Source organism: Weizmannia sp. CD-2023 (assembly GCF_036225245.1).
GTDB classification, from domain to species: domain Bacteria; phylum Bacillota; class Bacilli; order Bacillales; family Bacillaceae_C; genus Weizmannia; species Weizmannia faecalis.
Genome location: NZ_JARTJQ010000084.1, coordinates 1 through 26,908 on the forward strand (window position 1 = coordinate 1; position 26,908 = coordinate 26,908).

Annotated in this window: 23 protein-coding genes; all 23 read right to left on the reverse strand. The window is 48.8% G+C overall.

Annotation, left to right across the window (positions count from 1 at the left end; translation table 11 throughout):
• A partial coding sequence (locus tag P9687_RS12540) for an APC family permease (protein WP_328228901.1) occupies window positions 1–1,059 on the reverse strand: 1,059 nt, incomplete at its 3' end.
• Window positions 1,060–1,390: 331 nt separating this feature from the next.
• On the reverse strand, window positions 1,391–2,662 hold the full coding sequence (locus P9687_RS12545) for a peptidase U32 family protein (protein ID WP_328228530.1): 1,272 nt from the start codon (window positions 2,660–2,662) through the stop codon (window positions 1,391–1,393).
• A 10-nt stretch (window positions 2,663–2,672) separates the two neighbouring features.
• The gene (locus P9687_RS12550) at window positions 2,673–3,584 is read right to left on the reverse strand and encodes a peptidase U32 family protein (protein ID WP_014098498.1); all 912 of its coding nucleotides are present in this window, start codon (window positions 3,582–3,584) and stop codon (window positions 2,673–2,675) included.
• A 189-nt stretch (window positions 3,585–3,773) separates the two neighbouring features.
• Window positions 3,774–4,034: a stage V sporulation protein SpoVS gene (gene spoVS, locus P9687_RS12555; RefSeq protein ID WP_014098499.1), complete on the reverse strand. Its 261-nt coding sequence runs from the start codon at window positions 4,032–4,034 to the stop codon at window positions 3,774–3,776.
• Between the two features lie 374 nt (window positions 4,035–4,408).
• The gene (locus tag P9687_RS12560; protein ID WP_014098500.1) at window positions 4,409–5,209 is read right to left on the reverse strand and encodes a TIGR00282 family metallophosphoesterase; all 801 of its coding nucleotides are present in this window, start codon (window positions 5,207–5,209) and stop codon (window positions 4,409–4,411) included.
• Window positions 5,210–5,295: 86 nt separating this feature from the next.
• A complete protein-coding gene (gene rny / locus P9687_RS12565; protein ID WP_014098501.1) occupies window positions 5,296–6,858 on the reverse strand; it encodes a ribonuclease Y in 1,563 nt (520 codons plus the stop codon).
• Between the two features lie 482 nt (window positions 6,859–7,340).
• A complete protein-coding gene (gene recA, locus P9687_RS12570; protein WP_014098502.1) occupies window positions 7,341–8,408 on the reverse strand; it encodes a recombinase RecA in 1,068 nt (355 codons plus the stop codon).
• A 267-nt stretch (window positions 8,409–8,675) separates the two neighbouring features.
• Entirely contained in the window at window positions 8,676–9,908 is a 1,233-nt protein-coding gene (locus P9687_RS12575; protein WP_014098503.1) for a competence/damage-inducible protein A, read from the reverse strand.
• Between the two features lie 163 nt (window positions 9,909–10,071).
• Entirely contained in the window at window positions 10,072–10,650 is a 579-nt protein-coding gene (pgsA, locus tag P9687_RS12580) for a CDP-diacylglycerol--glycerol-3-phosphate 3-phosphatidyltransferase (RefSeq protein WP_046720784.1), read from the reverse strand.
• A 56-nt stretch (window positions 10,651–10,706) separates the two neighbouring features.
• Window positions 10,707–11,612 carry a helix-turn-helix domain-containing protein gene (locus P9687_RS12585; RefSeq protein ID WP_035188569.1) on the reverse strand — a complete coding sequence of 302 codons (906 nt, stop codon included), beginning with the start codon at window positions 11,610–11,612 and terminating at the stop codon, window positions 10,707–10,709.
• Window positions 11,613–11,628: 16 nt separating this feature from the next.
• The gene (locus P9687_RS12590; protein ID WP_014098506.1) at window positions 11,629–12,420 is read right to left on the reverse strand and encodes a DUF3388 domain-containing protein; all 792 of its coding nucleotides are present in this window, start codon (window positions 12,418–12,420) and stop codon (window positions 11,629–11,631) included.
• 197 nt (window positions 12,421–12,617) lie between these two features.
• Complete coding sequence (locus P9687_RS12595; RefSeq protein ID WP_061577235.1) at window positions 12,618–12,878, reverse strand: DUF3243 domain-containing protein; 261 nt, start codon at window positions 12,876–12,878, stop codon at window positions 12,618–12,620.
• Between the two features lie 183 nt (window positions 12,879–13,061).
• A complete protein-coding gene (gene ymfI / locus P9687_RS12600) occupies window positions 13,062–13,784 on the reverse strand; it encodes an elongation factor P 5-aminopentanone reductase (protein WP_061577234.1) in 723 nt (240 codons plus the stop codon).
• Window positions 13,785–13,821: 37 nt separating this feature from the next.
• Entirely contained in the window at window positions 13,822–15,108 is a 1,287-nt protein-coding gene (gene yfmH, locus P9687_RS12605) for an EF-P 5-aminopentanol modification-associated protein YfmH (RefSeq protein ID WP_026683672.1), read from the reverse strand.
• The gene (gene yfmF, locus P9687_RS12610) at window positions 15,109–16,383 is read right to left on the reverse strand and encodes an EF-P 5-aminopentanol modification-associated protein YfmF (protein ID WP_061565818.1); all 1,275 of its coding nucleotides are present in this window, start codon (window positions 16,381–16,383) and stop codon (window positions 15,109–15,111) included.
• Between the two features lie 182 nt (window positions 16,384–16,565).
• Complete coding sequence (locus tag P9687_RS12615; protein ID WP_061565819.1) at window positions 16,566–17,525, reverse strand: ABC transporter permease; 960 nt, start codon at window positions 17,523–17,525, stop codon at window positions 16,566–16,568.
• 1 nt (window position 17,526) lies between these two features.
• Window positions 17,527–18,570 (reverse strand): ABC transporter permease, encoded by a 1,044-nt coding sequence (locus P9687_RS12620; protein WP_061087331.1) that lies wholly within the window; start codon window positions 18,568–18,570, stop codon window positions 17,527–17,529.
• On the reverse strand, window positions 18,563–20,098 hold the full coding sequence (locus tag P9687_RS12625) for an ABC transporter ATP-binding protein (protein ID WP_168986001.1): 1,536 nt from the start codon (window positions 20,096–20,098) through the stop codon (window positions 18,563–18,565). The genes P9687_RS12620 and P9687_RS12625 overlap by 8 nt, the downstream gene beginning before the upstream one ends.
• 163 nt (window positions 20,099–20,261) lie before the next feature.
• The gene (locus P9687_RS12630; RefSeq protein ID WP_014098513.1) at window positions 20,262–21,326 is read right to left on the reverse strand and encodes a BMP family lipoprotein; all 1,065 of its coding nucleotides are present in this window, start codon (window positions 21,324–21,326) and stop codon (window positions 20,262–20,264) included.
• Window positions 21,327–21,522: 196 nt separating this feature from the next.
• Window positions 21,523–23,874: a DNA translocase FtsK gene (locus tag P9687_RS12635; RefSeq protein ID WP_014098514.1), complete on the reverse strand. Its 2,352-nt coding sequence runs from the start codon at window positions 23,872–23,874 to the stop codon at window positions 21,523–21,525.
• A 121-nt stretch (window positions 23,875–23,995) separates the two neighbouring features.
• A complete protein-coding gene (locus P9687_RS12640; RefSeq protein ID WP_014098515.1) occupies window positions 23,996–24,211 on the reverse strand; it encodes a YlzJ-like family protein in 216 nt (71 codons plus the stop codon).
• Entirely contained in the window at window positions 24,208–24,945 is a 738-nt protein-coding gene (locus P9687_RS12645) for a ClpP family protease (protein WP_014098516.1), read from the reverse strand. Before P9687_RS12645 ends, P9687_RS12640 begins: the two co-directional genes overlap by 4 nt.
• A gap of 212 nt (window positions 24,946–25,157) precedes the next feature.
• Window positions 25,158–26,828 (reverse strand): ribonuclease J, encoded by a 1,671-nt coding sequence (locus tag P9687_RS12650; protein WP_168986000.1) that lies wholly within the window; start codon window positions 26,826–26,828, stop codon window positions 25,158–25,160.
• Between the last annotated feature and the right edge of the window lie 80 nt (window positions 26,829–26,908).

Below are 26,908 nucleotides of genomic sequence, written 5' to 3' on the forward strand. Positions count from 1 at the left end.
GGAAATGAGTTCCAGGCTGGGCGTGATCGCAAGCAGCGACACCAGGCCGACAAGGATTACATTCCATGCGGGGGTCCGGAATTTCGGATGCACGTACCCGAACCATCGCTTCGGCAGGACGCCGTTTCTCCCCATCACATATAACAGCCGCGAAACACTGGCATGGGAAGCAAGGCCGGACGCAACCGTGGCGGCAAATGCACCGGAAATAAACAATAATTTAAACAGCGTTCCGCCCACATACAATCCGATTTCGGGCAATGTGTCATCCGTGTTTTTAAAATGGGAAACGTCCGGAAACAAGGCTTGCGCGAAATAACTGGCGATAAAGAAGACCGCACCGCCGATAAAAACCGTTAGCATGATCGCTCTCGGCATGATTTTGGGATCTTTCGCTTCCTCCGCATACATCGTTACCGCATCAAAGCCGATAAACGAGAAGCATACGACTGTCGCTCCGGTCAGGACCGCGCTCAAACGGACATTGGAGTGGTAAAGCGGATCGAAAGTGAAAACCGTACCTTTTCCCATTCCGTGCGAAAATTGTACAACGGCCAGCACAAGAAAAGCACCGATTAGCACGAGTTCAAAAACGACAAGAATGGTGTTCATATTGGACGTTTTCCCCATGCTCCATACATTGATGCCCGTCACGGCGGCTACATACGTCACCACCCAGATCCAGGCGGGCACGTTTGGAAAGACGGATACCATATAAATCCGGATAATTAAAGCATTCACCATGGGCAACAGCAAATAGTCGAGCAACGCCGCCCACCCGACAAGGAAACCGAGATGGGGGTTCATCGTTTCCCTTGTATACGTGTAGGCAGATCCGGCGTTCGGGAAAACTTTTACCATCTTCCCGTAACTGATGGCGGTAAACAGCATGACAATCAACGCAGTGATATAGGCAAGCGGCACCACCCCGTTGGTTTCCTTTGATACGATGCCAAAAGTATCAAACACAATGGTAGGCGTCATATACCCTAATCCAAGTCCGACGATGGCCCATAAACCGAGTGAACGCTTTAATGTCGCATTCTCCAATTTTATCATCCTCCCTCTCTCTTCCACGAATCAAAGATGTTTGCTTTTTGGTACGCTAATAAGGCTGCTCCGCTTCCATCCATGCGAAGGCCTATTATTCTACATCTTTGCAATTTTCATACCAATTATTAGAAAAACAAGAGGAGGATTTGAAAAACTCAGAATTCAGGAAAAGCAGTCGCGGGAGTTCGGAGGGGTAGGGGGAAAAACGGAAAGTTTCTTATGCAATATTGCATAGTTTCACCTGTTTTGCATACCATTGGAAGGCAAATTGACGAAAGCCGGGGATGCAAAAACGGCGGGAACGTATTTTTGTATCCCGCCGTTTTGAGGTAAATTTTCATTCACTTGGAGCCTGTCCAGGAAAGTTTGAAAAGCGTGCCGTACTCACCGGCATTTTGCGTATCCGCATCAAATCATAAGGTTTTACAGGATGGTCGACGATTGTTTTCACGGTCATCATCGCATTCGGGGCACGTTCAATGCACTTGCCGTCTTCATCCCAAAGCTTGCGGATGGTTTGGGTGAAACGGGCAAATCCCGGCCCGTAAAACTCCACTTCTTCCCCTGTCGTAAAATGGTTGCGCTGTTCAAGCGTGGCGATTTTTGTAGCCGGATCGTAATCCAAAACACGGGCAGCGAAAGTATATTTCGGAATTTTGCGGGGGCGCCCGAACAGTTGCTGGTGGGCATCCGGTTCCCCAAAGTAAAAACCGGTGGCCAGTTCCCGTTGTGCCACTTTCCAAATTTCTTCCTCCCACGCCGGGTCAAAAACAAAATGGTCCGGATCTTCACAATAGGCATCGACAATCGCCCGGTACACATTCGCCACAGTCGAAACATAGTGGATCGACTTCATTCTGCCTTCAATTTTAAAACTTCCCACACCCGCTTCAATCAATTCCGGCACGTGATGGATCATCGTAAGGTCCACCGCACTCATGGAAAACGGCTCGCCGCCAGCTGTTAAGATGTCGGCTCCTTCATTTTCAAACAAGTCATATTTCCAACGGCATGACTGGGCGCATCCGCCGCGGTTTGCATCGCGGTTCGCCATATGATTGGACAGTACGCAACGCCCGGAATACGAAATGCACATCGCCCCCTGTACAAACGCCTCTATTTCCATACCGGTATTTTTCCGGATTGCGCGGATTTCTTCAAGGCTGACTTCGCGGGCCAGGACCACCCTTTCGACCCCTTCCTGCTCCCAGAACTGAAGCGCTTTGTAATTTGTTGCAGAAGCCTGGGTCGACAAATGGACGGCAAGGCCGGGCGCCTCTTCCATACAAATGGTGATAAAACCCGGGTCGGAGATGATGACAGCGTCAATCCCGATCTCCTTTAATGTGCGGAAAAAATCCCCTGCCCCTTCATCATCGCCTTCATGGCCGACCATATTTGCAGCTACATACACTTTTGCGCCGCGGGCATGCGCAAAGCGGACCCCTTCCTTCATTTCGTCATACGTAAAATTGCCGGCTCTTGAACGCAAGCCGTAAGCCTGTCCGCCAATATATACGGCATCCGCGCCATAGCGGACGGCGATTTCCAGTTTTTCAAGATTTCCGGCCGGCGCAAGCACTTCCGGTTTTTTGATGATGTTTCGCATATTCTCCCTCCTACTGTACTTCATCCGGCTGCCGCAGGAAAAACCCCGTGCCAAGCTTCCGCGTTTCCGGCTGCAATTGCAAAAGCTCAGCTGAAAAACGCGCCGCATCAAAAGTGCCGGACAGCACCGCTTCTTTTGCCCGGACATAAAGGGCGGCAATATCCGTAAAGGTTTCCCCTTCGGCCAAAATGCCGTCGAGTTTCCACGTATCCAGCCCCGCCCTGTGCAGATCCGGCAAATACCGAATGAGCGCAATGTCTTCTGCGGAAAAAATATGGGTGCCATTTTCATCCTCAAAAAGCGGATACTGATTTTCCCTGTCTTTTTTCTCGCTGATGCTGAGCCTGTCACGGACAGTTGTGCCGGCATTAAGATGCGCAAATTGGGTGTAATTCGAAAGCAAGCGGCGCTTCGAGTGGTGGATGCATGTCGGGCCGTATACTTGTACCTCGACGGGTTGCTTGATTTGCGCCTGTATCTCTTTTAATTCAATAAAAGTACATTCGCGCGCCGCCACGGCCCCTATTGCCCCGCGTTTGAGCCAGAACTTTATCTGGTTTGCCGATGTGACAAGCGTCTGTGCATCGTAAATATAAGGCAGATTCAGTTTCATTTCTTTTAAGAGCTGTATCACGCCCGGATCCCCGGCAGTAATCGCATCCACTCCCGCTTTTTCAAGTGATAACAAATATTCCGGAAGCGCCTCTATATGGCCGTTATGCATCAATCCGTTAACGGCTGTATACACTTTTCTATTCTGCCGGTGTGCAAACTTTGTAATGTCGCCTATGTCTTCAAGCGTGATATGGCCGGGCATGCGCAAGCCGAAACGGTTCCCCCCGATATAGAGGGTATCCACTCCGGCCGCAATCAGCGCTTCAGCCTGCCCGGACGATTCAGCAGTAGCAATGATATGGATCAACTTCCACCCCTCCTTCAGCCACTTTTCAGGCTGCAGTAAAAAAGGCGCAAAGATAAAGCGCGCCACGATTTTACTTTATCACGTGGACGGGTTCTTTTTGCTGATAAAGTATGACAGTTTCCGCAAACCTTTTTTCCATACAAAAAAAAGCTGTCTGCTTCTGCAAACAGCGTTTCTTTTCAATCTATATCAGCGGGGTTCAATGATGAGTTTAATAGCGGTTCTTTCTTCTCCTTCAATCTGAATATCCGTGAAAGCCGGGATGCAAATTAAATCCACACCGCTCGGGGCCACAAACCCTCTTGCGATGGCAACGGCTTTTACAGCCTGATTAATGGCGCCCGCCCCGATCGCCTGGATTTCCGCCCCCCCTCTTTCACGAAGAACACCGGCAAGTGCACCAGCTACAGAATTAGGATTAGATTTTGCTGAAACTTTTAATATTTCCATTCCTTCTCCTCCTTGTCTCCTTCCGTTAACCGAATGTCCGTTCAGAGTGACGATTCATGTTCGAACGTGAAGTATCTCTTGCCCGTTTCCAGCCCGGCCTTTTCCCGGCTTCGCTGGAAACGGGGCGGCTGTCCGAAACAATCCGGCAGCCGCCCCGCATATAGGCTACTGATTTTCCTGCTTGTCGTGCGGGCTTTCGTGAACGTCTCTTGCTCAAAAAAACTCCGGGGAGCTGCCCCCCGCACAGCGGGAAAAATCATTTCACTGCTACTATATTCCTTTGTTCTGCGAGTTATGCCATCCTTCATAAGCACCGGTACATAAAAAGAGGCGCTGTCCTGCCCGGCACCCATCCGGAAAAAGAAAAAACCCGTTTATTCAGAGATAAACGGGTGGTCTTCATTAATTAAAATGTTCTGGATCGTTGCGGCTTTGCCTGTTTTTTTATCAAGGCTGATGATGCATCCGCTTAATATTTTCCTTCCCGATTTCGGCACTTCAAAACGGACAGGAAGCGAAGTCAGGAATTTTTTCATTACCGCTTCTTTGTCCATGCCGAGAATGGCATCGTACGGCCCGGTCATGCCGGCATCGGTCAGATAGGCTGTACCGTTTGGCAAAATTCTTGCATCCGCGGTTTGCACATGCGTATGCGTCCCGATCACGGCAGACACTTTGCCGTCGAGAAACCAGCCCATCGCCTGCTTTTCGCTTGTCGTTTCGGCATGAAAATCAACAAAGATAAAATGAGTTCTTTTTCTTGCCAGTGCCACCATCTCTTCTGCTTTCCGGAACGGGTCATCGAGCGCGTTCATAAACGTTCTGCCCTGCAGGTTGATGACTGCAAACTCCGTTCCTTCCGCTTTGATCAACGCCATCCCTTTTCCCGGGGTCCCGTCCGGAAAATTGGCCGGGCGCACCATCCATTTTGCATCCTCAATAAAGTCGAAAATCTCTTTGTTGTCCCATGCATGGTTTCCGAGCGTGATGATATCCGCACCTGCATCCAGCAGGCCGCGGTAAATATTTTTGGTAATCCCACGCCCGCCGGCTGCATTTTCCCCGTTTACGATGGTCAAATGCGGCCTGTATTTCGCCTTTAACTTCGGCAAATATTCATTCACCATCTCACGCCCTAATGACCCTACAACATCCCCTATAAATAAAATCTTCATGCAATAAATCCTTTCTATGCTTTGTAAAACAATCTTTATTTTCTTTTCAAAACGTTAAAGAAAATAAGCGGTGAACACGTCACCGCTTATTTTGCATATTCAACAGCCCGCGTTTCCCGAATAACCGTTACTTTAATATGGCCCGGATAATCCAGCTCATTTTCAATTTTTTTGCGGATATCACGTGCCAGGCGATGAGCTTCCAGGTCGTCGATCTGTTCCGGTTTCACCATAATGCGTACTTCTCTCCCCGCCTGGATCGCGAACGATTTTTCAACACCGTCATACGATTCGGCGATTTCCTCCAGCTTTTCAAGCCGTCTGATGTAATGCTCAAGCGTTTCGCTGCGCGCCCCAGGCCGTGCAGCGGATAAAGCATCAGCGGCAGCGACAAGCACCGCGATAACAGAGGTCGGTTCCGTATCGCCATGGTGAGAAGCAATACTGTTAATGACCACCGGATGTTCTTTGTATTTGGTTGCGAGTTCGACGCCAATTTGCACATGGCTTCCTTCTACTTCATGGTCTACCGCTTTTCCGATATCATGAAGCAGACCGGCACGGCGGGCAAGGATTTCATCTTCCCCGAGTTCGGCAGCCAGCAATCCGGAAAGGAATGCGACTTCTATCGAGTGCTTGAGGACATTTTGCCCGTAGCTCGTGCGGAATTTTAACCGGCCAAGAATTTTGATTAAGTCCGGATGGAGGCCATGGACACCAACTTCAAAAGTGGTTTGTTCCCCCACTTCGCGTATATGTTCATCCACTTCCCGCCTTGCTTTTTCAACCATTTCTTCAATGCGGGCCGGATGGATGCGGCCGTCTTGAACCAGTTTTTCCAGTGCAATGCGTGCCGTTTCCCGGCGCACTGGATCGAATCCCGAAAGAATCACCGCTTCCGGCGTATCATCGATGATCAGGTCAATCCCGGTCAGCGTTTCAAGTGTCCGGATATTGCGGCCTTCCCTTCCGATGATGCGGCCTTTCATTTCATCATTCGGCAGGTTGACAACCGATACCGTTGTTTCAGCAACATGCTCGGCTGCACACCGCTGAATGGCCAGCGAAAGAATGCTTTTCGCCTTTTTATCGGCTTCTTCTTTTGCCCTTGTTTCCGCTTCCTTTACCTTAACGGCAATGTCATGGGAAAGCTCGTTTTCCAGTTTTTCAATAATGATGGCTTTCGCCTGTTCGCGATTGAGGCCCGAGATTCTTTCCAGCTCAGACTCCTGCTCGTTAACCATCTCCTCCAATTTGCTTTCCATCTCTTCAATATGTTGTTGTCTCAGGTTTAAAGAATCCTCTTTCTTTTCAAGCATCGATTCACGCTTATCGAGCGATTCATCTTTGCGATCGAGGTTCTCTTCCTTTTGCAATAAGCGGTTTTCCTGTCTTTGCAATTCATTTCTTCGTTCACGCAATTCCCGTTCCATATCCGTACGAAGTTTATGATTTTCATCCTTCGCTTCAAGCAGGGCTTCTTTTTTCAGGCGATCAGCTTCGCGTTTTGCTTCATCAACGATCTGATCTGCCGCATTTTTCGCCCCTGCAATTTTCGCTTCATAAATTGATCTCCGGATGAAATAGCCAACAACTACACCGACGATAAGGACAAGCAAAAGGGAGATGATCCATATGAGAGACTCCATCAATCTCACCTCCTCTTGCTATGAACTTCTTCTACGTTAAAAATGTCGGCTGTTACATTAATCCTTAGGTTTACAGTATACAGCGCCTGGCTTAAAAAGTAAAACGTTGATCCCGGGGCAAGCCCCTCCGGTGTATATGCATGAAAACCCAATCATGCGTTTCGTCCCGGTCCGGCTGAAGACAAGGATGGTTCCATCAGCCGCATGCGGAAAAGCCGCCGGATGAAAAAACCGGCCCCCCTTCCGGAAACTTCCGGGAGGATTTGCTTTCCGTACAGGAGAAAGTCATTTTTAGAAAAATAAAATATACATATTAATTTTAAAGGTGGGAATTTTTATTGTCAAGTGAAGCGGAAAGATTGCCATTGTAAATTTGTGTTGATTCCTCTCCGCCATGCAGATTTTGTGGCGCAAAAAAGTGCGGTAAATGGACGGCAAAAAGCGCCTGGATGCGGTCAGCATTTCAGGCGCTTATACACCGGTTACTCCAAATTTAATTCTTCCTGTCCTTCCACAGCTTCTTGTTCATCTATAGCTTTCTCGGTTTCATGGGAACCGGCATCTTCTGTCAGGTCGTAATGTTCCCGGATTTTTGCGGCAATCTCGTTTTTCAGATCCGCATTTTCCTTTAAAAATTGCTTCGCATTTTCACGCCCCTGGCCGAGCCGCTCGCCGTTATAAGCATACCAGGCCCCGCTTTTTTGGATGATGTCAAGGTCGCTTCCCATATCGACGATCTCGCCTTCTTTTGAGATCCCCTCGCCGTACATAATATCCACTTCTGCCGTTTTAAACGGAGGCGCTACTTTGTTTTTGACAACCTTGATTTTCGTTTTGTTGCCGACAATGTCGCTCCCTTGTTTGATCTGTTCGGCACGGCGCACTTCAAGGCGCACGGATGAGTAGAATTTGAGCGCACGGCCGCCCGGTGTGACTTCAGGATTACCGAACATTACGCCGACTTTTTCCCGGATTTGGTTAATGAAAATCGCAATCGTGTTCGATTTGTTGATTGCACCCGATAATTTCCGCAGCGCCTGGGACATCAGCCGTGCCTGGAGGCCGACGTGGGAATCGCCCATTTCCCCTTCAATTTCCGCTCTCGGCACAAGCGCAGCAACGGAGTCAACGACCACAATATCCACTGCGCCGCTGCGGACGAGCGCTTCCGCAATTTCCAGCGCCTGTTCGCCCGTATCCGGCTGGGACAGGAGCAGCTCATCAATATTGACACCGAGCTTTTGGGCATAAACCGGGTCAAGTGCATGTTCCGCATCAATAAACGCCGCTTGTCCACCCTGTGCCTGGACTTCCGCAATCGCATGCAGGGCAACCGTTGTTTTACCAGAACTTTCAGGGCCGTATATTTCAATGACGCGGCCGCGCGGGTAACCGCCGACACCAAGGGCAATATCAAGCGCAAGCGAACCGGTCGGGATCGTGGAGACAACCCGGTCGGTCTGCTCGCCCAACCGCATAATGGAACCCTTACCAAATTGCTTTTCTATTTGTTTCAGAGCCTTGTCTAAGGCTTCTTGACGATCATTCACAAAATTTCCTCCTTTTATTCATTCCAAACTCTCGAAAGCAATGAATCTATATCTATACTATACCCGTTTTTTCTCTGTTTGCCAAGCAAAATCTCGAACGCTCATTCGTCTCTTTTTTGCAAAAATCCGGCAAAAAAATGGGGTTTTCCCCCTGTAAAAATGAAAATTCCCCCGGCAAAAAGAGCCGAAAATTGAATTTTTGGCAAACAAATTTTTTTATAAAAAGGCCGCTTCCGTCACTTGCCATGAGCAGAAGCGGCTTTCGACCTAAAGCAGTTTCAGCAAATGCCAGCAGCCGTATTTCACCGATCGCGTGCGGATGTTGTTGCGGGATCCGGGAAGTTCCAACAGATAAGTGGCAGTTTCTTTCCCTTTTATCGCAATGCCGATCCACACGGTTCCCGGCGGATGGCCTTCAAGGGAGTCCGGGCCAGCCACGCCTGTAAAACTGATGCCAATGTCGGCATCCATAATGCTGCGGATATTTTCCGCCAGTTCTTTTGCACACTGGCTGCTGACGGCGCCGTACTTGTCAAGCGTTTCTTTTTTCACTTTGGCAAGCTTCATCTTCGCTTCGTTTGAATAGACGACAACGCCGCCTTTCAACATTGTGCTGACACCCTGGATGGACGCCATTTCCGCTGCAAATTTGCCGGCAGTCAGACTTTCCGCGCAGGCAAGCGTCAGCTGTTTTTTCGAAAGCTTTTCGAGCAGGGCCTCCATTAATGTCATATCATTATAACCGTAAAAATACGATCCGGCAATTTGCATAATCTCTTTTTCCACTTGATCGATCATTTCGTTCGCCGTTTCCGCCGACTGGTGTTTCGCCGTAATCCTAAGTGTCACTTCCCCTTCTTTCGCAAGCGGAGCGACAGTCGGATTGGTTTGGCTATCCAATATATGGCGGATTTCTGTTTCCAGCTGGGATTCGCCGATCCCGAAGAAGCGGAGAACGCGCGATTCGATTTTTTCGATCGTTTCCAGTTCTTCCTGGATTGCGGGGCTGGCGTAATGGATAAACATCGGTTCCAGTTCATGCGGCGGGCCGGGCAGCAGCATATAATAATGGTTTCCGCTTTTGGCCAGCATGCCCGGCGCCATACCGTGGTCATTCGGAAACACTTTTGAACCTTCGATGACCAGTGCCTGCTTTTTGTTGTTTTCCGTCATTTTTCGTTTTGTACGGATAAAAAACTGTTCGATGGAGCGCATGGCATCTTCGTTTGTCACCAGTTTTTTTTCGATGTGCGATGCAATCGTTTCTTTTGTTAAATCATCCTTTGTCGGACCGAGCCCACCAGTAAAAATCAATAGATCGGCGCGGCCCTCCGCTGTCCGGATTGCCGCTTCGAGCCGCTCTGCGTTATCGCCGACAACGGTCTGGTAGTACACATCCACGCCGATCTCCGCCAATTGTGCGGCAATAAATGTGGCATTTGTATTGGTGATCTGGCCAAGCAAAAGTTCCGAACCGACTGCAATAATTTCGGCATTCACTTTCCATTCCTCCCTTTCTTTTAAAGCAAAAAAACGAACACATGACGGCGCAATCCAGGCCGCCAATCCACCCGAAGCAATGGCTGCCTTTTTCTCCCGTGCCGGATTAGCACAAGCCACTGGCGGGCAAAAAAGCAGTGAAAGGCTGCCTTTCACTGCATGGTTATTTCGAGCGGGCAAATACGCCCCGGTTTAAATAGAAATAATCAGCGCCTGACCAGATGGTAAAGATGAGCGCTACCCACAAAGCGATCAGATCCAAGCGAAAAGAGAGCGCCGAAAACGGAAAGTTATGCAACAGCAATAAAAGGATGGCAATGATTTGCGTCCATGTTTTGATTTTCCCAAGCATATTGGCTGCTGCTACTTCCCCGCCCTCTGCTAAAATCAGTCGCAAGCCTGTCACGGCAAACTCGCGGGCAATGATTACGACAACAATCCATGCCGGCGCCAGCTTGAGCCCAACGAGCAAAATAAACGCCGTTGAAACAAGCAGTTTGTCCGCAAGCGGATCGAGAAATTTCCCGAAGTTGGTAACGAGATTGTATTTGCGGGCATAGTGGCCGTCGATCCAGTCTGTCATAGAGGCAATGGCAAAAATCACCGCACCGACAAAATGGGTGACCGGAATTTTGGCTCCCAGCCAATCAAAGGTGCCCCAATCGAACGGCACCGCCATGATGAGTAAAAAAACAGGGATTAAACATACACGTGATACAGTAATTTTATTCGGCAAATTCACTGGCTTTTCCTCCAACTGTCTATATATTTTCCAAAGAAAAAGCCTTAAAACAAGGCTTATTTCGTTTGTGACCCGTTAAACTGGACGATCATATCCTGGCGTACTTCTTTGGATGCCGGAATATTGTATTTTAGTTTTTTGCCATTGATATACACTTCCGTATTGACGGTGTTTCCGACCGTGATCGTGACTTGTTTTTGTTTTGACAGATCCGCTGTCCGGCTGTCCCCGTCATTCAGCAATTGTTGAAAGTTCGTTGAACCGTCGCTGTTTTTCACCTGTACCCATGACCGTCCGCCGTTTGCTTTCAGTTCAAGTTTGAACTGGTTGGTGCCGGCCAGTTTATAGGTGGTCGTGTACCCGCTTGAAGATACGGTTTCCAGTTTTTGGGCTGTTTTCTTCGTTTTCGAGGCCGGTTTTTTTGACGTTTTCGCCGCCTTTTTTTCGGAAGAGCTGCCGGTGTTTTTGCCGGATGACACCTTTTCAGCCGATTTGACGTTTTCTTTTTGTACGCTCACATTGCCGGAAGCCCCGCTGTTTAATTTTTCCTTTGTGTTGTGACCGGCAAACTTATATACAACAAACCAAAGCAAAAATAAAATCGCGATGATGGCGGCGACCACAAGGATCCTTGGCAACACGTTCATCATCTTGACGGTATCCGGTGCGGCCCTTTTGGAGGACGTCTGCACCCGCGAAAGTTGCTCGGGAAATTCTTCCTGTTCCGTACGGGGGATGTCGCTCTGGTACTCTTCAAATAAAGTTTCCGGATCAAGCCCGACTGCCTCGGCATACTGCTTAATAAATGCCCGGACGTAAAATTTTCCAGGCATTGAATCATAATTTCCTTCTTCAATGTTTTTCAAATATCTTTTTTGGATCTTGGTCATCTCCTGCAAATCATCCAGGCTGATGCCCTTTTCTTTCCTTGCTTCTTTTAAACGATTCCCTAATTCCGTCATGGTAACACCTGCCAATCTAGTAATCAAATCCTCCAAATTCGCCTTGAAACATCCGGTTTTGCTGGAGTAAGTCATATGTAATTTCCTGTGACGGGTCTTCTCTCAACTCAATAATGTAATCAAAATCATCAAGCGTGTATTCCGAACGCTGCACGAAAATATCCGGGTGTTCCACCACTTTAACAGCCGGAAGCCGCATGATTTCACGGATCAGCTGCCAGTGCCGTTCGTTTCCCCTCTCAGCGGATACGACGCCATCCAGGATAAAAATATTGTTTGCATTGTATTCATCCTCAATCAGACTACTTCTCACCGTCTGTTTGATCATCGTGGAGGAGAGAAAAATCCACTTTTTATTGGCGCACACGCTTGCAGCCACAATCGATTCTGTTTTTCCGACGCGCGGCATCCCGCGAATGCCAATCAGCTTATGGCCTTCCTGTTTAAAATGCTCGGCCATAAAATCGACCAGAATCCCGAGATCATCGCGCACAAAGCGGAATGTTTTCCGGTCGTCATGATCGCGCTGGATATACCTTCCGTGCCGGACTGCAAGCCTGTCCCTGAGCTTGGATTCCCTGATTTTCGTTACTTTTATCGTTTCCACTGTTCGCAATATCGATTCGAGCCGGCCGATCTGTTCTTCATTTTTGACAAACAGCAGCAAGCCTCGTTTTTTATGGTCAACGCCGTTAATGCTTCTAATATTGATCGCTAACATGCCCAAGAGAGAGGAAATATCACCCAAAAGCCCCGGCCGGTTGATCGTGATTTCATATTCCAAGTACCACTCTTTCCTGTCATCCACTCAAAACCCCTCCCGAAATCCGGATCCAAACGAACATATCTAGGTTATATGATATATGATTTTACATCAATAAGGAAGCGAAAGCTCTAAAAATCGTGAATTTTGTCGTGACATGAAAAAACCGGCGGCATCAGCCAAACAACCGGCTTTTCTTGTAAAAAAGCAGCCAATTGTTATCATGATGCGCCGGTATTTCTTTATGACTGGGTACCGTTATTTTGAACGAGTTTTACCATTACATTGGCAATGGCTTGCTGTTCTTCCTGCGATGCCACTGACCATAAGTCAGCAAGAACGCGTTCCTGTTCATTTTTCGGATCTACTTGTGCGGCCAAATAATCACCGACTTGCTCAGCAAGTTTGTTAATCGTTCCCTGGGGCATCCCCTGTTGTTTTGCCTGGTTGAGACGGTCCCCCAAAAAGTTTTTCCATTGGTCCCAGTTTTCTAATACGTTCATGTCACAGCCTCCTTTCAAGTTGTTCAACCTTAGTTTGTGACCCGGTGTGGAAGGCTATGCATGGAAAATGGAACCCGTGCTTCTTTCAAAGCACCGGCCGGGCAAAACGGTGTGCTGTTGCCCTTTTTTGGTTAATCCGCGAAAAAACAGGGCGGATTCCTTTGCAACTTTTTCCAGGCGGGACTACATATACCAGCCCCCGTTAACGCCAATCGTCTGACCGGTGATGTAGTTGCTTTTTTCCGAGAGCAGGAAAGAAACCGTGCCGGCAATTTCTTCCGGTTTGGCAAGCCGGCCGAGTGGGATGTCCGCTTCGAGATCTGCCATTTCTTCCGGCGTAAACCTTGAAAGCATATTGGTGCCAACCGCCCCGGGCGCGACCGCATTCACGCGTACGCCGCTTCTTGCCGTTTCTTTGGCGAGTGCTTTTACAAATGCGATCTGTGCGCCTTTCATCGCCGAATATACGGCTTCGCACGCCGCGCCTGCCTGTCCCCAGATTGAACTGACAAGCACAATGTGTGAAACCGCATTTTGCCGCAATTTGGGCAACAGCTGCCTGATGATCAGAAGCGGCGCCTTCACATGAATCCGGTAAAGCTTGTCAATGGCTGCCTCATCGATATCCGAAAGCAGCCCGTAATGGGAAATGCCGGCCGCATGGATGATCGCATCGAGATGAAAAACATTTTCTGCAATCGTTTTTACGGTGCCGTCCGTTGCAAGATCGGCGCGGATCGGGATCGCTTCCGCCCCGAAATGCCGGCAAATGGAAAGCAGTTCTTTGATGGCCGCTTCATTTTGATGGTAATGCAAATACAAATTCCATCCTTCTTTTGCCAGCATTTCAGCTGTTGCCTTCCCGATGCCGCCACTCGCACCCGTAATCAACGCAAACTTTTTCAATTTTCTCCCCCACTTAAAAACCCGGGAGAGTCCCGGGTTATTTCGGTAAAACTTGGCAAACGGTAAACCGTTCTTCTTCAAAAAAAGCTTCCGCCGTTTCCAGCACATCACTGAACCGGATTTGTTCAAGCGCAGGGACGACGTCAAATAAATTCATATCATTAAACGCATATCTTGTAAACTGGTTGGCGATAAATTCAGGTGAATTCAGCTGGCGCAGGAATCCCCCAATTTTTTTCTTTTTCGTCCGTTCAAGCGCTTCTTCCGCCAAACCTTTTCCTTCTTTTGCCGCAATCATCACCTCTTTCAGCCGTTTTGCCAAAAGGTCCGGATCTTTCGTATCCCCTCCGGCCATCGCAAATCCAAATCCCTGCTCCTGGGAATAGTCAAAAGAAAAACTGGTGTCGATCAGGCCGTCATTGTACAACGCATTGTACGCATCTGAACTGCGCCCGAACAGCATGTCAAGGAGAAGATTGACCACAAGTTCGTTCTTTTGCATTTCAGCGCCGCGCTGGCTCGTATGAAGCGCCTTAACGCCAACAAGGCATTTTGGAATCTGCACATTCATATGCAATTTCTGCTCTTTTTCGGCCGCCTGTGCTGGTTCTTCCGGAAAACGCCTTTTAATCTCCGGTGCTTTTTCGTACTTTTTCTTCGCCTGGTTTTCTCTCATAAAAGAAAGAACCTCATCCGGCGATACATTTCCGACGGCAAACAGCAGCATATTGCTCGGATGATAAAATGTATGGTAACACTCGTACAATTGCTCCGCGGTGATTTTTGCGATCGAGTCAACCGTGCCGGCAATGTCAATTTTTACCGGGTGGTTTGCATATAAATTTTCAATCAGGCCGTAATACAGCCGCCAGTCCGGGTTGTCATTGTACATCATGATTTCCTGGCCGATAATTCCCTTTTCTTTTTCAACCGTCTGTGCGGTAAAATACGGCGTTTGCACCATATCGACCAGCGTTTCCAGGTTTTTCATCACCTGATCGGTGCTTGAAAACAGGTAGGCCGTCCGGTTAAAACTTGTAAAAGCATTGGCGGATGCGCCCTGCCGGCTGAATTGCTGAAACACATCCCCGTCTTCTTTTTCAAACATTTTATGTTCGAGAAAATGGGCAATGCCGTCCGGGACCCGCACAAAATCGCTTTTTCCAAGCGGGACAAACGTATTGTCAACAGAACCGTATTTTGTCGTAAACGTGACAAATGTTTTGTTAAACCCGCGCTTCGGGAGCACATAGACTTTTAATCCGTTATCAAGTGTTTCACCGTAAAGCGTTTCGCCAAGCTGGCTGAATTGTTGGGTTTCCATTTATTTCCCCTCCATTCCGGACAAGAAGTAGATCGTATCGGGTTCAATTTTTGCCGCCACTTTCACAATCTCCCCTTTTCCGACTGCCTTGATTTCCCTTATCCAGTCTTCCACGCCGGTCTTGGTGCCGGCAATGACGTTATGGTACAAAATTTCAACGAGGCCGCGGGATGTATCCGTTGACTCAAGCAGCTGGTTGCGGATAACGGCTTTCGTTTGCCCGATTTCCTGCTCACTGAAATCGCCGTTTTTCATTGCTTCCAGCTGTTTTTCAATAATGGAGACGGCCTTGTCAAAATTCGCGGATTCGATGCCGCTCATCACCATCATGAGCCCTTTATGGCTCTCGATCTGGCTCGCGACATAATAGCAAAGGCTTTCTTTCTCCCGTACATTCAGGAAAAGCTTGGAGTGGGAAAAACCGCCGAAAATGCCGTTAAACATCTGGAGCGGAAAATAATCGCTGTCTCCGAACGTAATATTGGTGCGGTAGCCGATATTCAGCTTGCCCTGGCGGATATCCTGCGATTCTTTGATTTTTTTGACGCTGGAGACCTTTTGAAGCGTTCTTGCAGCAGCACGTTTCGGCTCGCGGTCCGGAAAACGCAGGCATTCGCAAATGGCCGCAAGCCGGTCTTCATCGACATCGCCCGTCACAAATAAGTCCAGTTCATCTTCCCGGATGGCTTTTTGATAATATTGATAAAGATCGGCAGGCGTGATGGCATCCACATCATCAAGAACACCGTTTGCCTGCAGTGCGTACGGCTCTCCTTTGCACATTTCTTCAATCAGCCGCATGCTTGCATACCGCATTTTATCATCGTATACAGACTGGATCCGCTGTTTCAGCACCCGTTTTTCCTTCTCCACCGTTTGGCTGTCAAACTGCCCGCCGTCTGCATGCGGGTTCAGCAAAACTTCCGCCAAAAATTCAACCCCCCGTTGGAGCAGCGGTTCTGCATCCTGCAAAAACTTTTCGTTCGCAATTTCAATTGTAAAGGTTAGAATATGGTATTCCCCTTTTTTGGCCGTATCGACATAAAAATGAGCGCCGTACAAATCATCGAGATACGCCCTTAATTTTGCGGTTGTATTCAAACGCTTTGTGCTGCTTTGAAGCACATTCGGGAGCAGGGCCCGCAGCGTAACGGTGTCTTTTTCAAGCGGCGCTTTCATTTTCCATACAAGCGTATTCGTTTTGTATTTGTCCGTTTTGATGGTATGTAGTGTGTACCCTTTCATTTTGCGAACCGTCTCTTTTGAAATGGCCATATGGATCCTCCTTTTTCAACGAGCTTCGTGCCAATAGTAAAAGTATGCCTGACTAGGGGGTTGTTTAACCTGTAAATGCATTAATTTTACTATACAAGGGAGACAGGTGTCCCGGCAAGTTTTACGGCACATAAAGAAACCGGCACCAGGCGGGAAAGCAGCCTGATGCCGGATGGAATAACCTAGCGTTCACCCTTGATATAAGGGACGCCGTCTGCTTTCGGGGCTTCCGCACGCCCGATGAATCCGGCGAGTGCCAGAATGGTCAGGACATACGGCGCAATGAGCAAATAAACGCTCGGGATTTCTTTCAAATACGGAATGCTGTTGCCAACGATGCTGAGGCTCTGTGCAAATCCGAAAAATAAAGCGGCCCCCATCGCGCCGAGCGGATTCCATTTGCCAAAAATCATCGCAGCCAACGCCATATACCCTTGCCCTGAAATTGTCGAAGAACTGAAATTCAGGGTGATCGACTGTGCGTACACGGCCCCGCCGATTCCGCCGAATACACCGGATAAAAAGACAGCAAAGTAGCGCATTTTTACAACATTGATGCCCATCGTATCGGCCGCCATCGGATGTTCCCCGACCGAACGGAGGCGCAGGCCGAACGGCGTTTTGTAAAGGATAAACCAGACGAGAATCGCAATCAGGATGGCAATGTAAGAAGGGTATGTGATCCCCTGAAAAAACAGTTTGCCGATCCAAGGAATATGGCTGAGGCCGGGAATATCCACCTGCTGGAAATATTCGCTGATCGTATTGGTCTGGCCTTTCCCGTAAATGTTTTTGATGAGAAACATGGCGACGCCGAGCGCAAGGAAGTTAATCGCAACGCCGCTGACTGTCTGGTCGGCGCGGAAAGAAATGGATGCAGCCGCATGGATCAAGGCAAATAATCCGCCGACAAGCATCGCCACCACTACCGCGATCCACGGCGTCCAGGCGCCCAGGGCATGAGAAAACGTTAAATTAAAGACAATCGATATAAAAGCCCCCATGATCATTAACCCTTCAAGGCCGATGTTCACCACGCCGGAACGTTCGGAGAAAACGCCCCCCAAAGCAGTAAAAATAAGCGGTGCTGCAGATAGTAAAGACGCCGAAATAATGATTTCCAAAGCGGTCATAAAATGCATTTTATTTCGCCTCCCTTTTCAAACGGGCCAGGGACCATTTGATGATATAGCCGGATGCGACAAAAAGAATAATCAAAGCAATGACAATGTTGACCAGCTCATTTGGCACGTTGGCATCGACCGGCATGTTCAGCGAGCCGACTTTTAAAGCGCCGAATAAAACAGCTGCGATCAAAACGCCGGGCGCTGTATTCCCGCCGAGCAGCGCCACTGCAATACCGTCAAACCCGATGCCGGAGAAGTTAGATTGCAAAAAGGCAAAGCCGTAATTCCCGAGCCCTTCCATTGCGCCGCCGAGCCCGGCAAAAGCACCGGAGATGACCATAGAAAGGATAATGCTGCGATTCACACTCATGCCAGCGTATTCGGATGCGCTCTGGTTAAACCCGACCGATTTCAGTTCAAAGCCGAGCGTGGTCTTTTCAATGATAAACCACATCACCACAACAGCAACCAAAGCAAGGTAAATGCCATTGTGCAAAGTGGAAAAGTCAGTAATCTTCTGAAAAAACGGAGACGAAAGCGATGCCGAATGATGAATATGCGGTGTCGTATCCTGCTGTTTTGAAAGCACATTCCGGATTAAATAGTTGGATGTGTGCAGCGCAATATAATTCATCATAATGGTCACAATCACTTCGTGCACCCTGAGCCGCGCTTTCAAAAGGCCGGGAATGAATCCCCAAAATGCCCCGGCGCAGCAGGCGGCAAGTATCGCGAGCGGCAAGTGGATCACTTTTGGCAGATCAAAAGCAACGCCGACCCAGACAGCCGCAATCCACCCGACGATCAGCTGGCCTTCAGCCCCGATATTAAACAGCCCGGTCCGGAACGCAAAGGCAATGGCAAGCCCCGCAAAAATATAAGGCGTTGCAAGCCGCAGCGTTTCGCCGACGTAAAAAGCCTGGCCGAAAGCGCCGTTCCAGAGTGCAATATATCCATCCACCGGGTTATAGCCGCTGACAAGCATAATCAATGCGCCTGCCAAAAGTCCGAGAATGACAGACACGACAGGGATCAGAAGGTTCAATGTTCGGTTAGACATTGGTTTGTTCACCTTCCCTTTCTTTTTTGGAACCGGCCATCAAGAGCCCGAGCTCCTGTTCTGTCGTCTGCTTCGGATCGACAATATCAATGATGGCTCCTTCGTAGATGACGGCAATCCGGTCACTTAAGTTCATAATTTCATCCAGTTCAAACGATACAAGCAGGACAGCCTTTCCGTGGTCTCGCTGTTCAATCAGCCGCCTGTGGATAAACTCAATTGCCCCGACATCAAGCCCGCGGGTCGGCTGTGCCGCAATCAAAAGGTCCGGATCGCGGTCCACTTCACGCCCGATGATCGCTTTCTGCTGGTTTCCCCCTGAGAGCGCCCGCGCTTTTGTAAATTCGCTTGGGGTACGGACATCGAATTCTGCAATAATCGATTTTGCCTTTTTATAAATTTCTTTGTAATTTAAGATACCGTTACGGGACATTGGGTTTTTGTAATACGTTTGCAGCACCATGTTTTCCCCGATCGTATAATCGAGTACAAGCCCGTATTTATGCCTGTCCTCGGGAATATGGGAGACGCCCGCTTCCGTTACTTTGCGCGGCCTTAAGTTCGTAATGTTTTTACCGTTCAGGCGGACCGTGCCGCTGTCTGCTTTTCTGAGCCCTGTAATCGCTTCAATCAGCTCTGATTGCCCGTTACCGTCCACACCGGCAATACCGACAATTTCGCCGGCCCTGAGCGTTAAATCCAGCCCTCTGACCGCTTCCACCCCGCGTGAATCTTTCACATGCAATTGCTCGATTTCAAGCACATTTTGTCCCGGGCGGCCCTCCGTTTTTTCCGTCTTGAAAAGGACATCCCGCCCGACCATTAAATGGGCGAGCTCCTGCGGGTTTGTATCTTGGACATTGAGCGTCCCGATGCCCTTCCCTTTGCGGATGACGGTAACCCTGTCGCATACTTCCATAATTTCTTTCAATTTGTGGGTAATTAAAATGATGGATTTTCCTTCCTGGATCAGCGTCTTCATGATGCCGATCAGTTCATGGATCTCCTGTGGCGTAAGCACAGCCGTTGGTTCGTCAAAAATAAGGATTTCTGCGCCCCGGTACAGCGTTTTTAAAATTTCCACCCGCTGCTGCATACCGACGGAAATATCTGAAATTTTCGCTTGCGGATCCACATCCAGCCCGTAACGGTCGGAAATTTCCCGGACTTGCTGTTCCGCTTTTTTGATATCGATGGTAAAGGATTTTTTCGGTTCCTTGCCGAGGATAATATTTTCAGTCACCGTAAACTTATCAATGAGCATAAAATGCTGATGAACCATGCCGATGCCGAGATCATTTGCGACATTCGGATCTGTAATGTTCACTTTCTGGCCGTTTACACGGATTTCTCCCTTTTCCGGCTGATACAGCCCGAAAAGCACATTCATTAACGTCGACTTTCCGGCGCCGTTTTCTCCAAGCAGCGCGTGGATTTCTCCTTTTTTTACCTGCAGGGTGATGTCATCGTTCGCAACAATTCCCGGAAATTCTTTGCGAATATGGAGCATTTCAATTACGTAATCCACCCTTTATCACTCCTTAACATTGGGGTATAAAGAAAGCAATCGTCATGGCGTCTTTAGACAGCAGCTTCGGGGAATCCGCCCTGCCTTTGTGGCTGAAATTGTTTCATTTTTTAAACATTTTTAACACGGGACCGGCAAAAACCAGTCCCGTGAGATGGATCGATTACTTCAATTTTGACGGAATGTTCACTTTCCCGTTAATGATCTTTTGTTTCCAGTCTTTCACGGCCGATTTCATTTCAGGCGTTAAATTGTCCTGTGTCGGCGCAATCCCGATGGCATCTTCTTTCAAGCCGTAAACAATATTTTTCCCACCCGGAAATTTGCCGTCCTTCGCTCTGGTCGATAAATCGATAACTGCCTTATCAACCCGTTTGACCATTGAAGTCAGTGTCACATTGTATTCCTTTCCTTTAACCGTTACCTTTCCTTCATCTGCCTGGTCGCGGTCCACACCGATCACCCAGACGTTTTTGTTCGGATCATTCTGTTTTATATTTTTCGCTTCTGTAAAGACGCCTTTCCCGCTGCCACCGGCTGCATGATAAATCACGTCGATGCCAGATTTATACATTGCTGAAGCCATCGACTGCCCTTTGCTTGCATCATCAAACGAGCCGACATATTGAATTTGCACATTTGCTTTCGGATTGGCAGCTTTGACGCCCGCACGGAACCCGGCTGCGAATTTGTTGATCAAATCGCTGTCTGTCCCGCCGATAAATCCGATTTTATTTGTTTTTGTCGCCAGGCCTGCCACGACCCCGACAAGGAAGGAACCTTCTTGTTCTTTAAACGTAATGCTTGCCACATTTTTCTTTCCGGTAATGACATCGTCAATGATTGCGAAATTGGTATTTTTACGCTGATCCGCAATTTTTTCAATGGCCGGCTTCAGCTTGTAGCCGACGCCGTAAACGAGGTCAAACTGGTTCCGGACGGCCGTGTTCAGATTTGTTGTGTAATCTGCATCCGATTTGGATTGCAAATAGTCAAAGCCGCCTTTACCTTTTGATAAGTGATTGTCCTTCCCGAACTGCTGTAAGCCTTCCCATGCCGACTGGTTAAAAGAACGATCGTCAATTCCGCCCGTATCGGTTACGAGTGCAACGGTGAACTTGTCCTTACCTTTGCTTGCGGAATTGTCGCTCTTTGTGCCGCATGCGCCGAGAAGCGTCCCTGCTGCCAGGACAGCGGCAAGAGCCAAACCAAATTTACGTTTTTTCACTTTTGTTCCCCCCGGGAAAGTTATTTTGGATAACAGTCTTTAGAAACAGCCTATTATCCTGCTTACCGACATAAATATATCATTTTTTAATTGCGAAAGAAACATAAATTTATATTTTTGTCGAAAATAGTAAAACCTGCGCGCACCGCGGCGTTTTGTGGCCGCTAAGGTGTGCGCAGGTTTTTTCTTTGGCGTGCTATGAGCTCTGTTCTTCTGAAGGTTTCGGGATTAAAACCGCACGCGGCTTGCTGCCTTCATACGGCCCGACAACCCCTCTTGCCTCCATTGCATCAATCAGCCGCGCCGCCCTTGTATAGCCAATCCGGAAACGGCGCTGCAACATGGAGACGGAAGCGGTCTGCATTTCCGAGATTAAGAGAACCGCTTCATCATATAATTCATCGTCGAAATCCGGCTGGTCCTGAGGCTCTTCCGGAATCATCTCTTCCTGGTACTGTGCTTTTTGCTGGGAAATGACGAAATCAACGACTTCTTCAACTTCTTCATCGGAAAGATAAGCGCCCTGGACGCGTACCGGTTTGGAAGCCCCAACCGGCAAAAACAGCATGTCCCCGCGGCCAAGCAGTTTTTCCGCGCCACCCGTATCCAAAATCGTTCTCGAGTCAGTCGCCGAAGACACGGCAAAAGCGATTCTTGACGGGATGTTCGCTTTAATGACACCGGTAATGACATCAACAGACGGCCGTTGCGTGGCAATAATCAGATGAATACCTGCCGCCCGCGCCATTTGCGACAGCCGCGTAATGGAATCTTCCACATCGCCGCTTGCCACCATCATTAAATCGGCAAGCTCATCGATAATGACAACGATATAAGGCAAAAGCGGCTGCTTGTCCCCTGTTTCGATGTTGCTTTTTTTAATATGATCGTTGTATCCTTCGATGTTGCGTGTGCCGGTATGGGAAAAAAGCTCATACCTCCGCTCCATCTCATTCACGACTTTTTTCAGCGCCTGGGAAGCTTTTTTCGGATTGGTCACAACCGGTGCAAGCAAATGCGGGACACCGTTATAAACATTCAATTCGACCATTTTCGGGTCAATCATCATCATTTTCACTTCATGCGGTTTGGCGCGCATTAAGATGCTCGTAATGATCCCGTTAATGCACACGCTTTTCCCGCTCCCCGTTGCGCCGGCCACAAGCAGGTGAGGCATTTTATTCAGCTCTGCGAGTACCGCCTGCCCTGTAATATCCCGGCCCAGCCCGATCTGCAGTTTTGCCTGCGGGTTATTTTCCTTTCCTTCAAGCACTTCCCTGAGCGATACGACCGCGATTTCCTTATTCGGGACTTCGATGCCGATCGCTGATTTTCCCGGGATCGGCGCTTCCATCCGAATATCTTTCGCCGCCAGCGCAAGGGCAATGTCGTCACTTAAACTGACAATCTTGCTGACTTTCACGCCGACATCAGGGTGCACTTCGTATTTTGTAACGGCAGGACCTAAATGCACCTGTGTTACACGCGCCTTAACCCCGAAGCTTTGGAAAGTCCGTTCGAGTTTTGCCGCATTGGCATGGATTGCTTTATATTCGCTGCTCTGGTCCGCTGCCCGCGGCCTATTTAACAGCGTCAGGGGCGGCAATTGATAGTCTTCATTTTCATATTCCGTAAACTGGATCGGAGGCGTATGGTCCTCTTCCGCTTCTGTATCCGGCGTTTCCGGCTGCGCTTCTTCCGCTTGCGGAGCCGTGCCGGCATACTGCTCCGTAAAGCTGGAAATAATCGGGGGAGGCGTTTCCTCGCCTGCCGGTCCGGCATCCCCGTCGCTGACTTCCCCGTCTGCGGAGGCGGATTGCGGCTGCGACGGCGCTTTCTGCCGTTTCTTTTCCTGTTTTTCTTTTTTAGCTTCCCGCCATGCCTGGAACTCTGTTTTCATCTGGTTCCATTGCTTTTTTAAAAACAGCCAGAGCCCTTCCAATGCCTTTTCCACATACGGGCTTACAGGCTTGCCCGTTAAAAGCATCAGAGCGATGAGCGCGAGTAAAACGCAAATGATTTTCGTACCCGCCGAGTCAAATAAAAAATGGGAGGCCGCATACAAAATTGCACCTGCCATGCCGCCGCCGATCTGCGTACTGAAAATATTGCCGTGCACATCCCCGCCGAGCACAAGCTTCCACCAGATCTGCTCTTCCTGATGCCAGATCCTGATCGTATTTTCGACCGCGCTGTTGCCGGACAGTTCATGCGCATTTGCCAATGACCCGATAAGCCGCTCATGGCAGTATAGGAGGGCGCTCGCAAATAATAAATAAAAACCGGTCATGCGGACAGTGAAAAATGCAGGCCATGCCCGTTTAATCATGAGAAAAACGCTGAGCACGACCAGAGAGGCAACCGCAACCCAGTACAGCCGGCCGAAGAAAAACCGGAAGAACAGAATCAGGGTTGTGCCCGTTTTGCCGATATGGTAAAGGGTAAAAATGCCGAGCGTAAGCAGGATGATACCGAGCAGCTCAAACTTTAAATCTATCTTGATTTGTTCAGCAGCTTTTTTTCTTCTGCGCCGCTTTTTTTTCGCCATATAACCACCTTCGATAGTGAAAACGTATTTTTCAGTCTTGCCTGCCGGAACGGGATGCAAGAAAGCAGCCTGTGTGGCTGCTTGTTTTAACATATTATAGCATATTTGCGGCCCGGGTGGTTTACGGTCCGAAATGGCGGATCACATTTCCGGGTGCAAGCTCCGGATTCAGATAGTCGAAAGGATTGGAGCTGAGAATGCGGGTAATCCGGTACCCTTCATCAAGCTGCTCTGCCAGTACCGGCACGCCTTTTACGTTTAACATTTTAATTTTATTCCAGGCGTTTGCATCTTCAGGAAAAATCAGCTCCTGCGGCATCATCGTATAGAGAATCATTGGATCAGCCCCTCTTTCCCTTTTTCATCCCGGTATTTTTCAATGAGGCTGTTTAATTTGCCAAGCGCTTTGCCAATCCCGCCCACTTCATCAATCAAACCGTACTGGACGGCTTCCTGACCGACAATATTGGTGCCGATATCCCTAGTCAAATTCCCTTTCGCAAACATTAAGTCTTTAAAAACCTCTTCTTCCACATGCGAATGCCGCGTTACAAACTTGATCACCCGTTCCTGCATTTTATCCAGATATTCAAACGTTTGCGGGACGCCAATGACAAGGCCTGTGAGCCGGATCGGATGAATCGTCATCGTCGCGGTTTCAGCAATAAAGGAATACGAACAGGATACAGCGATCGGCACGCCGATGGAATGCCCCCCGCCGAGCACAATCGAAACAGTGGGTTTGGAAAGGGAAGCAAGCATTTCGGAAATGGCAAGCCCGGCTTCCACGTCCCCTCCGACCGTGTTCAGAATGACGAGCACCCCTTCAATTTTCGGATTTTGTTCAATCGCCACAAGCTGGGGGATCATATGCTCATACTTTGTCGTTTTATTTTGGGGCGGCAGCTGCAGATGCCCTTCAATCTGGCCGACGATGGCCAGGCAGTGGATATTGGAGTCCTGCCCAAGCTGCGGTACATTTGTCTGGCCGAGCTGCTGGATTTTCTCTACAAGCGCGGATGCCGCATTTCCTTCTTTCGGTTCTTCTTTATTCGGTTGCTGGTCGCTCATTTTTCTAAAACCCCTTTTTGCCTGTAATGTAAGGGCGTGACGCCTTTACGCCTTATTATTTGCATGGAAGGGGTTTTCATACGGAAGCCCCGCGGTTTCCGGAACCGGAAGCGGGGCTTTGCTTTGCATTTTTAATGGTGCACCAGGCGGGCCTTGTGCCGCAATGAGCGCGGGCACGCGGGAACCCCGCCACGCTCTCTGTCGTTTAAGCATCAAACTTCCATAATAATTGGCAGGATCATCGGGCGCCTTTTCGTCTGTTCATATAAAAAGGAGCTGAGATGGTCGCGGATCCCCTGTTTAATACTCGTCCAGTCAAAAGCTTCCTGTGACGTGTTCTGCTCCACCACTTCTTTTACGATGTTGGACGAATGGCTGATCAGCTTTTCGGATTCGCGGACATAGACGAACCCGCGCGAGATAATTTCAGGGCCGGCAGCCAGTTTTTTATGCTTTTTATCAAGCGTGACGACGACAACCAATATCCCGTCCTGGCTTAAAAGTTTCCGGTCCCGCAATACAATATTGCCGACATCGCCAACGCCGATTCCGTCAATGAGAATATTGCCGGAAGCAACCCGGCCGCTCGCTTGGAATTTGCCGTGCTTGTATTCCAATACTTCCCCGTTGCTGGAGATAATGACTGACTCTTTCGGCATCCCCGTTTTGTACGCCAGTTTTGCATGGGCATACAGGCTCCTGTATTCCCCCTGGATCGGGACAAAGTATTTAGGCCTCATTAAATCAAGCATCAGCTTTAAATCTTCCTGACAGCCGTGGCCGGTCACATGAATTTTCCGGTCGCCCGCGTAAACATCGGCTCCTGCACGGTACAGCATGTCGATCGTTTTCGCCATGAACAGTTCCAGCCCCGGAGACGGCGTTGTGGCAAGGATAACCGTATCCCCTTTTTGAATATTGACCTGCTTATGGTTCTTTTTCGCCATTTTCTGGAGGACGAGAAACGGTTCCCCCTGGCTCCCTGTTGTCAAAATCGCCAGTTCTTCGTCCCGGTATTTTGAAATTTGTTGCAGCGGGATGATGAGATCCTCTGTCCGAGCCTGCAAGTATCCCAATTTTAATGCAATTTTATATATTTTTTCAAGATAATTTCCGACAAACGCAACTTTGCGGCCGGTAGCAGAAGCCGCATCGAGCACTTGCTGCACCCTGATTAAATTCGAGGCAAAGCTTGCGATAATAATCCGGCCCTTCGCATCGTAGAAAGCATCCGTTATTTCTTCCTCCACAACAGACTCATGGGTCGTGTAGCCTGGATGTTCCGCTTCCGTGCTGTCGGATAGTAACAGCAGCACGCCTTCTTCACCGATTTTCGACATTTTTCCGATTTCTGAACGATAATGCCCGCCCAGTTCCTGGTCAAATTTAAAATCGCCGGTATACACAATATTGCCTTTCGATGTGGAAATGCAAATGCCGACCGAGTCGGGAATGCTGTGCGTTGTTTTGAAAAAGCGAATATCGCAAGCCTCAAAATGGAGAACTGTGTCAGCGTCGATTTCCGTAAAGCGGATATGCTTTTTCACTTTTAGTTCCTTCAATTTTTCTTTCGCCAGCGCGACGGTAAACTTTGTGGCATACACCGGCACGTTCAATTTCATCAGGATATACGGCAGGGCACCAATCGCATCCTCATGCCCGTGTGTCAGGAAAATCCCTTTTATCCGCTGCCTGTTTTCCATTAAATAAGTAAAATCCGGGATGACGATATCGATCCCGAGCATTTCGTCTTCCGGTAGCATCAGCCCGGCATCGAGCACAAACAGATCCTCTCCGGTTTCCACCACGTACATATTCTTTCCGATTTCACCAATTCCTCCTAAAGGAATGACCTTAATGGTTTCGTTTTTTTCCTTACGCAAAATTCTTTTCCTCCCGTGTTGTCTGAAATTCTAGAGCAGGAATCACGTTTCTTTTTGATAGATCGCAAAGGGTTGCCGGA